This window comes from Bradyrhizobium sp. (assembly GCF_030646015.1).
In the GTDB taxonomy this organism is placed as follows: Bacteria; Pseudomonadota; Alphaproteobacteria; order Rhizobiales; family Xanthobacteraceae; genus Bradyrhizobium.
On the sequence record NZ_JAUSLT010000054.1, the window covers coordinates 1 to 11070 of the forward strand.

An 11070-nucleotide genomic window follows, 5' to 3' on the forward strand; every position below is an offset into this window, starting at 1 on the left:
GCTCGACGCCGATCAGCCAAAGATTCCCGGCCCCAACGGGCTGTTAAAACAGGAGAACAGGATGCGAGGGTTTGTTTTCGTTGCACTTTTGGCGGTTGCCGGCGCCGGTGAAGTCAGAGCTCAGGATGCCGCGGCCGGCGAGAAGGTGTTCGGCGTGTGCAAGGCCTGCCACCAGATCGGCGAGACCGCGAAAAATAGTGTCGGACCGCAGCTGAACGGCATCATCGACCGCAAGGCGGGCACCGTCGAGGGCTATAATTATACCGCCGCCAACAAGGGCTCCGGAATCACCTGGGACGAGGCCACCTTCCGCGAATACATCAAGGACCCCAAGGCGAAGATCCCGGGCACCAAGATGATCTATGCCGGCCTGAAGGACGAGCAGAAGACCAACGACCTGCTCGCCTATCTCAAGCAGTTCGATGCCGCCGGGAAGAAGAAGTAGCCCTCACTTCGCGAACGGGTTCTGCCAGCCGCCACGCGCGGCTGGCGCCCGCGGCGGATAGGTCGCCTCGAGATAGTTCAGCACCACCGCGCGATCCTTGTCGTCGAGCGGCGGCATATTGTGGCGGCGGATCATCAGGCTGATGGAATCGTCCCACTGCGTCCGCGTCATGCCCTGCTGCGCCACGAGTTTGAAGCCGTGGCAGGCGGTGCAGGCATAGAAGGTTTCATCGCGGCCGGCTCCGGCCGGAAAATCCTCCGGGCTTTCGTCACGCGGCGTGAAGGTCGATTGCGCCATGGCGGGTGCGAACGACAGCAGGCCCGCCATCACATGGCTGCCATCCGGCGCGACCCTCCTTCGACCCTTGCGCTTCCCGGCCGCCGGCTGCACATTTGCGCCGCGGCGCGAAGCGCCTGCCAAGAATGAGACTTCAGGGAAACGCGCATGACGGCGACGCGGATCGACTGCGATATCCATCCGGCCGTCGGTGGAACCCGCACCACGCTGTTGCCCTATCTCAGCGACCACTGGAAAGAACAGGTGGTCAGCCGCGCCATCGACGGCCTCGATCTCAATTCCTACCCGCCCAACATGCCGCTGTCCGGCCGGGCCGACTGGCGGCCCGCCAATGGCGACAAGCCCGGCAGCGACCTTGCCATGGTGCAGCGCGGCGCGTTCGACCAGCTCGGCGCCAGCCACGCCATCTGCAATGTGCTGTACGGCGCCCAGGCGGTGTTCGATCCCTATATGGCGGCCGACTTCTGCAAGGCGATCAACGACTGGATCGCGGCGGAATGGCTTTCGAAGGATTCGCGGCTGCGCGCGTCGATCGTGGTGCCGATGCAGGCGCCTGACTTGGCGATCGAGGAAATCGAGCGCCGCGCCTCCGATAACCGTTTTGTTTCGGTGCTGGTGCTGGCGCAGGGCGAGAGCCTGCTCGGTCGCCGGCATTATTGGCCGGTGTGGCAGGTGGCGGAAAAATACAAGCTGCCGATCGCGATCCACGCCGGCAGCCAGTACCGCCAGGCGCCAAGCTCGGTCGGCTGGCCGTCCTACCGCTACGAATATTACATGGCGGAGGCGCAGGCGTTCCAGGCCCAGGTGTTGAGCCTGATCTACGAAGGCGTGTTCGGCAAATTCCCCGGCCTCAAGGTGGTGCTGATGGAATCCGGCATCAGCTGGCTGCCGGCCTTCATGTGGCGCGCCAACAAGACCTGGCGCGGCGTTCGCGTCGAGGTGCCCTGGGTCGAGCGCGAGCCGGCATCGATCATGCGCGACCATATCCGCTTCACCACGCAGCCGTTCGACTCGCCGCCCGACGCGGCGGGGGTAGCCGACATCATCGACATGATCGGCTCCGACAAGATGTTCCTGTTCTCGTCGGATTATCCGCACTGGCAATTCGACGGCGACGACGCCATCCCAAAGCATCTGCCGGCCAGTCTGGTGCAACGCATGTGTGCTGACAATCCGCTTGAAACCTTCCCGCGGCTGTCTCTGGCCGCATAGATTACGCTACCGAAGGAGGATCGCATGAGCGACGTCATCGACCGCCCGCTATCAGGGCAGGAAGCGCCCGCGAAAAGTCGGCTGCGGATCATCGATTGCGACATCCATCCGAGCATCCATGCCCATTCAGATCTCAATCCGTTCCTGCCCAAGCGCTGGCAGGAGCATCTGAAGACCTATGGCAGCCATCTGCGCACGCCCTATATCGGCACCACGCCCTATCCGCGCTCCTCGCCGCTGATCGCGCGGCGCGACGCCTGGCCGCCGACCGGCGGCGTGCCGGGCTCCGATCTCGCCTTCATGCAAAAGCAGCACCTCGATCCATTCGACGTCGAGTTCGGCATCCTGCAGGTGCTGGATCTCTTCATCTTCTCGCAGCAGAATCTCGATTTCGGCGCGGCGATCCAGCGCGCCGTCAACGACTGGCAGCTGGCGTTCTGGGCGCACCGCGATCCCAGGCTGAAAGCCTCGATCCTGGTCGGGCAGGACGATACGCAACTGGCGATCGCCGAGATCGACCGCTGCGCGAAAACAGGCGAATACATTCAGATCAACGTCTCGCCGCGCGCCAACGAGCCGCTCGGCCGCCATCGCTACTGGCCGATCTATGCCCGCGCGCAGGAGCTCGGCCTGCCGCTCGGCATCCATGTCGGTGGCTATGGCGGGCACGCGCCGACCGGCGGCGGCTGGCCGTCCTATTACGCCGAAGAGCACCAGAGCAACGCGCATACCATGGCGGCGATGCTCACCAGCCTCGTGATCGAAGGCGTGCCGGAGCAGTTTCCAAAACTCAAGATCGTCTTCATCGAGGGCGGATTCGGCTGGATCCCGTCGACGATGTGGCGGATGGACCAGCATTTTGAAAAGTTCCGCAGCGAGGTGCCGCATCTGAAGCGCCGGCCCTCGGAATACGTCAAGGAGCATTTCTGGTTCACCACCCAGCCGATCGACGAACCCGACGAGGCGAAACATTTGCGCTCGCTGATCGAATGGGTCGGCGTCGACCGCCTGCTGTTCTCGTCTGATTATCCGCACTGGGACTTCGACGATCCGCGCTATGCCTTCAAGACGCCGCTGACCGAGATCGAACGCCGGAAAATATTCAACAGCAACGCCCGCGGGGTTTACAAGCTGTGATCGGGTCGGTGAGGTGCTTGCTGCCCATGCTTCGAGACGCTCGCGCTGCTCGCTCCTCAGCATGAGGTTGTTTTGTTGCAACAGGCTAAACCTCATCCTGAGGAGCCCGGCGAAGCACCGCGAAGCCGGGCGTCTCGAAGGATGGGCAGCAATACCGATTTGTGTTTCCAAGGTACTCGCATGACCCGTCATATCGTCGCCCGCACAAGTGAGATCCCGCCCGGCGGCAACAAGGTGGTCGACGTCGACGGCCGCGACGTCGTCGTGTTCCACGTCAACGGCGAGTTCTTCGCGCTGCTCAACCGCTGCCCGCATGCCGGTGCGCCGCTCGACAAGGCCGCCTGCGTCGCACGGCTGACCTCGCCCGAGCCCGGCGTCTATCAGCGCTCGCGGGTCGGCGAACTCCTGCGCTGCGGCTGGCACGGCTGGGAATTCGACATGCGCAACGGCCAGTCCTGGTTCGATCCGAAGCGCGTCAAGGTCCGCACCTATCCCGTCGTGATCGAGGATGGCGAGACACTGGCAAAAGGCCCCTATGTCGCCGAGACCTTTCCTGTCCATATCGAGGACAGCTACGTCATTATCGAGACCTGAACAGCCCGCACCATTTCCCTCTCACTTTACCTCACCCCAAGGAGCCCATCCATGACGCATGCCATTCGTTTTCACAAAGCCGGCGGTCCCGAAGTTCTGGTTTGGGAGGAGGTGCAGGTGGGCAAGCCCGGTCCGGGCGAGGCGCGCATCCGCCACACCGCGGTCGGCTTGAACTTCGTCGACATCTACAACCGCTCCGGGCTCTATCCGTTGCCGTTGCCGAGCGGGCTCGGCGGCGAGGCGGCGGGCGTGGTCGAGGAGGTCGGCGCAGGCGTCACGGATATCAAGCCCGGCGACCGCGTCGCCTATGGCGCCGCACCGATCGGCTCCTATGCCGAAGCCCGGCTGATTCCGGCCGATCGCCTGCTCAAGCTGCCCGATGGCATCGACGACAAGACCGCCGCGGCGATGATGCTGAAGGGCCTCACCACGCAATACCTGATCCGCCAGACCTATCGGGTCAAAGCCGGCGACACCATTTTGCTGCATGCCGCGGCCGGCGGCGTCGGCCTAATCCTCGGCCAGTGGGCCAAGCATCTCGGCGCCACCGTGATCGGCACCGTCGGCAGCGACGAGAAGGCAAAGCTCGCGCAGGCCCATGGCTGCGCCCATACGATCAATTATACCAAAGAGGATTTCGTGAAGCGCGTCGACGAAATCACCGGCGGCAAGAAAGTGCCCGTGGTCTACGACTCCGTTGGCAAGGATACGTTCCTGAAATCGCTTGACTGCCTCGCGCCGCTCGGCGTCGCCGCTTTGTTCGGGCAATCCTCCGGCGCAGTCGATCCGCTCAACCTCGGCCTGCTGGCTGCGAAGGGCTCGCTCTACGTCACCCGCCCGACGCTGGTGACCTACGCCGCCAAGCGCGAGAAGCTCGTCGAGATGGCGAACGAACTGTTCGACGTGGTGAAATCGGGCGCGGTCAAGATCGAGGTGCACCAGACCTATCCCTTGAAGGACGCCGCCAAAGCCCACGCCGACCTCGCCGCGCGCAAGACCACGGGCTCGACGGTGCTGACGGTGTGAGGGACTGCGTGGGCACGGTTTCAACCGTGACTTTTTACCGACCCGTCTCGCAAAAGCGAGACGGGTGCTGTAAGGTTGCTTTGGCAAACACGACAGGTGGAAGCGGATGGACAAGCAGGCGATGCGCGAAGAGGCCGAGCGCCTGATCCGCGAAACCATGGAACGCAAGGCGCTGGTGGTGAAGCAGGGCAATACCCGCATCGAAACCACCTGCGGCAAATGCGGCGCGCCGAACCGCATCTCGGCGGAAAAGGGCGCCACCCGGGTCAAGTTCGCCTGCAAGCAATGCGGGCACAAGCAAGAGACGCTGTGATCGGGACGCTCCTCCGAAGCCCGTAGCCCGGATGGAGCCCTTGCGTAATCCGGGGCCACCACATCGTCCGCCCCCGATTGCGCCATTGGATCGGTGCTTGTATCCCGTCGGGCAAATCACTTCGGTTTATCGGAATCGATGTCAAGCCCTTTCGGTAAAAATATTTCTGTTTTTCGGAATTGAAAATCAAGCTATATGTTTCGCCATCCCGTCCCATTCAGAGGGGCGTTGCGCAAGGTCACCAATGCGGGACGGGGATGCGGTGGACGCGGATGGCGCTCTAGACCCGAGCGCCGGAAGTGGACGGCGAAATCGTATGGTCCTGACACCCCAGATGCTGGTGTCAAGTTCGCAGCTTAAGGCAGCGCGGGCGACGGTGGCAAAAGTGCAGGGCTCACCGGGGAGACCACGTATAAGCCGTAAACCATTGCGCGGGGAGTGCCGGGTGATTCCGGTGTGACCTGACTAACGCGTGTGCGCTCTACCACTACCCATTGCACACGCGGCTATCGGGCGCATCGGGCGCCCGGCCTCCCCGCGCCCTCTGATTGGAGGGCAAGGAGATTTGATAGCAAACCTCGGACGCATCGCGCCGCGAGATCGCGAGGGTGTGTTTGCCGTGGTGTTCGAAAAACCCTCTCGCGTCGTCCCTGCGAACGCAGGGACCCATAACCCCGGTCATCTGACGCAATGGCGCTGTGGTTCAACAAGCCCGTTCACACCATACACAATCTCGACGGCACGGCGTATGGGTCCCTGCGTTCGCAGGGACGACAGCTACTCCCCCTTCACGAACCTCGCAAACGCCTCGGCGTAATCGGGATGCCAGCGCGACAGCGCCGGGCGGTTTTCGATGATGTCGCCGGCGGCCCACAGCATGCGGCGTTCGTCGAGGCTGCGCGGCACGTCGTTGTCGGGGCAGAGAATATAGAAGTCGCCGGCCGTCACGCGCGCGATCATGAAATCGACAGTCTGCTCCGGCGTCCAGGCGCCGGCGGGTTTTTCGGTGCGGCCGCGGGCGGTGAGGGCGGTGAAGACGTGGCCGGGAATGAAGAGATGCGCACTGATCTTGCAGCCCGCCGTGTTGCGCAGCTCGTGCTGCAGCGCCTCCGTAAAAGCCTTCACGCCGGCCTTGGAGACATTGTAGGCGGGATCGCCCGGAGGGGTGGTGATGCCCTGCTTCGAGCCGGTATTGATGATCAGGCCGGCCCGCCCGCGCTCGATCATGCGGGGCGCGAATACCTGCGAGCCATGGATGATGCCCCACAGATTGACGCCGAGAATCCGCTGCCAGTTCTCCAGCGGGCCGAACGCCGTGCTGCCGGGCTGAATCCCGGCGTTGTTCATCAGGAGGTCGGCGCAGCCGAACCGCCTGCGCACCTCGTTTTCCAGCTCCGCCACCTGTTCGATACGGCTGACGTCGACCGCCATGGCCATGATATCGGCGGACGCGCCTCGCGCCACGGACGCCAGCTTCGCTTCGGCCTCCTTGAGGCGGTCGCCGCCGAGATCGGCGATGCAGACCTTCATGCCGAGACCGGCAAAGCGCATCGCGGCGGCAAGCCCGATGCCGGAAGCCCCGCCGGTGATGACGGCGACATGGTTGGGGGCGATGGCTGGATGGGACACGCGTTCCTCCTGAGTTTTATGCGCGGCATCCCTGACGATGGCGATGCGGCCCGCCCACCATGCACGAAACCGCATGGGAGGTCTTCATATCAGGCGATCTCGCCCGGCCAGCCTTTTGCGCGCGGCGGGAACCGGCTACACAGCCATTTCAAGAACAATCAACCGGGGCGGACATGAAATTGACGTCGTTGTTTTCACCACTCACCATCGGACCGTATCAGCTCAAGCATCGCGTCGTGATGGCGCCACTGACGCGGATGCGGGCGGAAAAGCCCTCGCTGGCGCCCCGGCCGCTCAACGTGGAATATTACGCGCAACGCGCCACCTCGGGCGGCCTGATCATCGCCGAAGCCTCGCCGGTGGCGGCGACCGCGTTCGGAAGCCCCGGCGTCCCCGGCATCTATACGGACGCGCAGATCAAGGGCTGGCGCGACGTCGTCGATGCCGTTCACGCCAGGGGCGGCGTGATCTTCCTGCAGCTCTGGCATGTCGGCCGCGTCTCGCATTCCTCGTTCCAGCCCGGCGGCGTGCTGCCGGTGGCGCCTTCGGCGGTGCCGATTCCGGCCGAGTTGAAGACGGGAACGGCGGACGGCAAGTCGACGAGTTATGAGACGCCGCGCGCGCTGGAGACATCGGAAGTGGCCGGCGTGGTCGAGGCCTTCCGGCAGGCCGCCGCTAACGCCATGGCGGCCGGTTTCGACGGCGTCGAGATCCACGGCGCCAACGGCTATCTCATTGAGCAGTTCCTGCAGTCGCACACCAATTTGCGCACCGACCAGTATGGCGGTTCGATCGAGAACCGCACGCGCTTCCTGATGGAAATCACGCAGGCCGTGATCGGCGTCTGGGGCGCCAACCGCGTCGGCGTGCGGCTGTCACCCTATGGCATCGCCAACGGCAGCGGCGAGCCCGATCCGATGCCGCTCTACAGCCACGTCATCAAGGCGCTCGATCCGCTCGGCCTCGCCTATTTGCATTTCGTCGAGCCGCGCTCCAGCGGCGCCGGCCGCGCCGAGGTCAACTGGCAGAACGTGCCGTCGGCGATGGAACTGTTTCGGCCGATGTGGAGCGGGGTTCTGATTTCCGCCGGCGGCTTCACCGGCGAGACCGCGAACGCGGCGATATCAGCCGGCCACGCCGACGCCATCGCGTTCGGACGAATTTTCATTTCCAATCCCGATTTGCCACGCCGGCTGCAGCACGGTTTCCCGCTGACGCCGTACAACCGCGCGACGTTCTATGGCGGCGATGTCGCGGGGTATACGGATTACCCTGTTCATGATGAGCTGGAGAAGGCGTGACGCAATCGTAGGGTGGGCAAAGGCGTCTTCGCCGTGCCCACCATTTGATATTGTCGAACGAAGATGGTGGGCACGGCGCGAAGAGCGCGCCTTTGCCCACCCTACGCGTCGCTCGAGCAGCTGCAGGAGTGGACGTATACCGGCGAGCCGCTGGGGCCGCTGAAAGGTTTTCCCGGCGTGGTCTGGCAGCGCCCGAAAAAGAAGAAGCGCGTCGAGCATGAGGGGATGTTCTGAAACGAGCGGTGGCGGACGCGATCAGCCGGGCCGCGGGATCGCGATCAGGCGCAGGAAGCTCATCAGGCTGCCGATCGCGGCTACGCCCGCGGCCAGCGCCAATGCCACCACGGCGCCATCGCGGCCGACGAAGCTGAAGCAGGAAGCGGCCAGCGCCGCACCAATGGTTTGTCCGGTGAGACGGGCGGTCGCCACGATGCTGCTGGCGCTGCCGCTGCGGCCCGCCGGCGCGCTCGACATCAGCGCCTTCAGGTTCGGAGCCTGAAAGAACCCAAATCCGCATCCGCACAGCGCCATGCGCCAGACGATATCGGCGGTCGTGGGCGCCGCTGGCAGCACCGCCAGCAGCCACATTCCCGCGCAGAGCAGCGCCAGGCCGATGCCGCCGAGGATCCCGGCCGGATAGCGGTCGGACAGGCGGCCCGCGATCGGCGCCATGATCGCGACCACCAGTGGCCAGGGTGTCATGAACAAACCGGTCTCAACCGCGGTGCGGTGCAGTGTTTCCTGGAAGTAGAAGGGCAGCGCGACGAACGCCAGCCCCTGCACCACGAACGAGCACACGGCGGTGGCCGCCGACAGGGCGAAGATCGGCAGCCGGAACAGGTCTACGGGAAGCATCGGCGCGGGATGATCGGCGTGCCGGCGGATCAGAAGCCATCCGAGCACGATCCCGACCACCAATGCGACCCCGACCAGCCCGACGGCGGCATGATGCGCCGCGCCGCTGATTCCAATGATGATGAGACCGAGACATCCCGCGGCCATCAGGGCACCCAGAAAATCGAACGGGTGAACCGCCCGCGGCGGTCGCGGCAGCGTCTTCAATCCGATCGCGATCGCGATCAGGCCGATCGGAATGTTGACGGCGAACAGCCACGGCCACGGCCCCAGCGCCAGGATGCCGGCCGCCACCGTCGGCCCGAGTGTCGTCGCGGTCGCAACGGTCAGCGCATTGTAACCGAACGCGCGGCCGAGCAGGCGGCTCGGATAGACGAAGCGCACCAGCGCGGTGTTCACGCTCATCAGGCCGCTGGCGCCCAGTCCCTGCAGCGTGCGGGCCACCAGCAGGCTCTCCAGCGACCACGCGCAGGCGCTGGCGAGCGACGCCACTGTGAACAGCAGCAATCCGCCCAGATAGATTCGCTCGTGACCGACGATTTCGCCGAGCGCGCCGAGCGGCAACAGGGTCGCCACCAGCGCGATCTGATAGACGTTGACGACCCAGATGACATCGGCGGGGCTGACATGCAGGTCGGCGGCGATGGCGGGAAGCGCGATGTTGGCGATCGCGGTATCGAGCGATGCCACGGCGACCGCGATGAAGATCGCCGCCACCGCCCAGCGCCGGCGCTCGGCCGGCAGACCATCATGCGGGGATGGTCCCTTCGCCGAACCCACTTCTTCCGACATCGCGGGGCGTGCTCCAGACCTGATAAACGGCCTTCGGCCATGCGGTTTGCAGGGTCACTATGAATCAACCGGCCGCCAATACAATAGCGGATGCGCGCGTGCCGGCGCAGGGCAGCCATGACCGCGTTTCCTTGCAACTGGCGGTGCGGATCAGCCATGATGGCAGCACCCGCAGGTCAACGAGCCGCGGGGAGGAGGAGACATTTGATGAATCGTATTACCGGGCGCTCGGCGTTCCTGGCGCTGCTCAAGGACGAGGGCATCACCCATCTGTTCGGCAATCCCGGCACCACCGAATTGCCGATCATGCACGCCCTGAAGGAACATCCCGATCTCACTTATGTGATGGCGATGCAGGAGAGCCTGGTGGTCGCCATCGCCGACGGCTACAGCCGCGCCTCGGGCAAGCTCGTCGCCTGCAATGTCCACGTCGCGCCCGGGCTCGGCAACGCGATGGGGTCGCTGTTCAACGCCAGCTTCACCGGCACGCCGATGATCCTGACGGCCGGCCAGCAGGAGCAGGGCCATGGCCTGATGGAGCCGGTGCTGTACGGACCGCTGGTGCAGATGGCCGAGCCGCTGGTGAAATGGGCGGTGGAGGTCACGCGTCTGGAAGACCTGCCGCGGATCGTTCGCCGCGCCGCCAAGATCGCGATGACGCCGCCGACCGGGCCGGTGTTCATCTCGCTGCCCGGCGATATCCTGAATGCCGAGGCCGGCATCGAACTGGGCAGCTCGACCCGCGTCGATACCAGGGTCAGGCCGTCGGACGAGTCGCTGCAGGCGCTGGCGCAGCGGATCCTGAAGGCGCAAAATCCCGTCATCATCACCGGCGACGAAATCGTCAAGAGCGACGCGCTGCGGGAAGCAGCGGATCTGGCGGAAGCGCTGGGCGCGCCCGCCTATCAATGCTCGACGCCCTACGGCGCGCACTTCCTGTCGGAGAGCCCGTGCTTCATGGGCGCGCTGTCGCGGCTGCAGAAGCAGGTGCGCGAGGTGCTGTCGCCCTACGATCTGGTGATCGTGCTCGGCGCCGATCCGTTGCGGATGTCGGTCTACAGCGAGATCGATCCGCTGCCGGACGGCATGCCGATCGTGCAGATCGGCCTGGTCGACTGGGACCTCGCCAAGAATTACGGCGCCGAAATCGCGCTGAAGGCCGATGTGAAGGAGACCCTGCGCGTGCTGGTGCCGGCACTGAAGGCCGGCGGCGGCGCCGCGCTGGAGACGCGGGCGAAGCAAGGGCTCGCGACGCTGGCCTCGAAGAACTGGACCGCCAAACGCAAGACGCTGGTCGAACAGATTTCAAAGGCAAGAGATCGTTCGCCGATTGATCCGGACTGGCTGGCGCTGCAGGTGGTGGAGGCGATGCCGGACAATGCCATCCTGGTCGACGAGGGACTGACATCGTCGCGCCAGATCCTGGCGCTGCGCCCGCACCGTGACCGCTACGGCTATCACGCGCTGGC

Annotated in this window: 11 protein-coding genes and 1 pseudogene; 9 read left to right on the forward strand and 3 right to left on the reverse strand. The window is 64.8% G+C overall.

From position 1 onward, the window contains the following. Positions 1-61: 61 nt before the first annotated feature. The gene (locus Q7T45_RS07920; protein ID WP_304869474.1) at positions 62-445 is read left to right on the forward strand and encodes a cytochrome c family protein; all 384 of its coding nucleotides are present in this window, start codon (positions 62-64) and stop codon (positions 443-445) included. A gap of 3 nt (positions 446-448) precedes the next feature. On the opposite strand, the gene Q7T45_RS07925 is transcribed toward Q7T45_RS07920, so the two are convergent. Continuing rightward, positions 449-772 carry a hypothetical protein gene (locus Q7T45_RS07925; protein ID WP_304869452.1) on the reverse strand — a complete coding sequence of 108 codons (324 nt, stop codon included), beginning with the start codon at positions 770-772 and terminating at the stop codon, positions 449-451. Between the two features lie 117 nt (positions 773-889). On the opposite strand from Q7T45_RS07925, the gene Q7T45_RS07930 reads away from it, so the two are divergent. The 5 genes from Q7T45_RS07930 (at position 890) to Q7T45_RS07950 (ending at position 5024) form a co-directional block, all read left to right on the forward strand. Continuing rightward, on the forward strand, positions 890-1954 hold the full coding sequence (locus tag Q7T45_RS07930; protein WP_304869454.1) for an amidohydrolase family protein: 1065 nt from the start codon (positions 890-892) through the stop codon (positions 1952-1954). A gap of 24 nt (positions 1955-1978) precedes the next feature. Beyond that, entirely contained in the window at positions 1979-3091 is a 1113-nt protein-coding gene (locus Q7T45_RS07935) for an amidohydrolase family protein (protein WP_304869456.1), read from the forward strand. Between the two features lie 180 nt (positions 3092-3271). Continuing rightward, positions 3272-3685: a Rieske (2Fe-2S) protein gene (locus Q7T45_RS07940; protein WP_304869458.1), complete on the forward strand. Its 414-nt coding sequence runs from the start codon at positions 3272-3274 to the stop codon at positions 3683-3685. A gap of 51 nt (positions 3686-3736) precedes the next feature. Continuing rightward, complete coding sequence (locus Q7T45_RS07945) at positions 3737-4711, forward strand: quinone oxidoreductase (RefSeq protein WP_304869460.1); 975 nt, start codon at positions 3737-3739, stop codon at positions 4709-4711. Between the two features lie 106 nt (positions 4712-4817). Next, positions 4818-5024 carry a hypothetical protein gene (locus tag Q7T45_RS07950; RefSeq protein ID WP_304869462.1) on the forward strand — a complete coding sequence of 69 codons (207 nt, stop codon included), beginning with the start codon at positions 4818-4820 and terminating at the stop codon, positions 5022-5024. Positions 5025-5801: 777 nt separating this feature from the next. Here Q7T45_RS07950 and Q7T45_RS07955 read toward each other — a convergent pair. After that, positions 5802-6653 (reverse strand): SDR family NAD(P)-dependent oxidoreductase, encoded by an 852-nt coding sequence (locus tag Q7T45_RS07955; RefSeq protein WP_304869464.1) that lies wholly within the window; start codon positions 6651-6653, stop codon positions 5802-5804. A gap of 173 nt (positions 6654-6826) precedes the next feature. Between Q7T45_RS07955 and Q7T45_RS07960 the strand changes: the two genes are divergently transcribed. Both Q7T45_RS07960 and Q7T45_RS07965 read left to right on the forward strand, forming a co-directional pair. Then, positions 6827-7954, forward strand: a complete 1128-nt coding sequence (locus Q7T45_RS07960; RefSeq protein ID WP_304869466.1) for an alkene reductase — start codon at positions 6827-6829, stop codon at positions 7952-7954. Positions 7955-8068: 114 nt separating this feature from the next. Continuing rightward, positions 8069-8188, forward strand: a pseudogene (locus tag Q7T45_RS07965) (GFA family protein); the annotation flags it as partial. Positions 8189-8209: 21 nt separating this feature from the next. On the opposite strand, the gene Q7T45_RS07970 reads toward Q7T45_RS07965, so the two are convergent. Further along, on the reverse strand, positions 8210-9601 hold the full coding sequence (locus tag Q7T45_RS07970) for an MFS transporter (protein WP_304869470.1): 1392 nt from the start codon (positions 9599-9601) through the stop codon (positions 8210-8212). Positions 9602-9805: 204 nt separating this feature from the next. Between Q7T45_RS07970 and Q7T45_RS07975 the strand changes: the two genes are divergently transcribed. Next, the coding region (locus Q7T45_RS07975) for a thiamine pyrophosphate-binding protein (protein ID WP_370691235.1) at positions 9806-11070 on the forward strand (1265 nt) is incomplete at its 3' end.

Bases quoted from the DNA above. Each gene is read 5' to 3' on its own strand.
- Q7T45_RS07930 (WP_304869454.1), top strand. From the start codon at position 890: ATGACGGCGACGCGGATCGACTGCGATATCCATCCGGCCGTCGGTGGA.
- Q7T45_RS07960 (WP_304869466.1), top strand. From the start codon at position 6,827: ATGAAATTGACGTCGTTGTTTTCACCACTCACCATCGGACCGTATCAG.
- Q7T45_RS07940 (WP_304869458.1), top strand. From the start codon at position 3,272: ATGACCCGTCATATCGTCGCCCGCACAAGTGAGATCCCGCCCGGCGGC.
- Q7T45_RS07925 (WP_304869452.1), bottom strand. From the start codon at position 772: ATGGCGGGCCTGCTGTCGTTCGCACCCGCCATGGCGCAATCGACCTTC.
- Q7T45_RS07935 (WP_304869456.1), top strand. From the start codon at position 1,979: ATGAGCGACGTCATCGACCGCCCGCTATCAGGGCAGGAAGCGCCCGCG.
- Q7T45_RS07920 (WP_304869474.1), top strand. From the start codon at position 62: ATGCGAGGGTTTGTTTTCGTTGCACTTTTGGCGGTTGCCGGCGCCGGT.
- Q7T45_RS07950 (WP_304869462.1), top strand. From the start codon at position 4,818: ATGGACAAGCAGGCGATGCGCGAAGAGGCCGAGCGCCTGATCCGCGAA.
- Q7T45_RS07945 (WP_304869460.1), top strand. From the start codon at position 3,737: ATGACGCATGCCATTCGTTTTCACAAAGCCGGCGGTCCCGAAGTTCTG.
- Q7T45_RS07970 (WP_304869470.1), bottom strand. From the start codon at position 9,601: ATGTCGGAAGAAGTGGGTTCGGCGAAGGGACCATCCCCGCATGATGGT.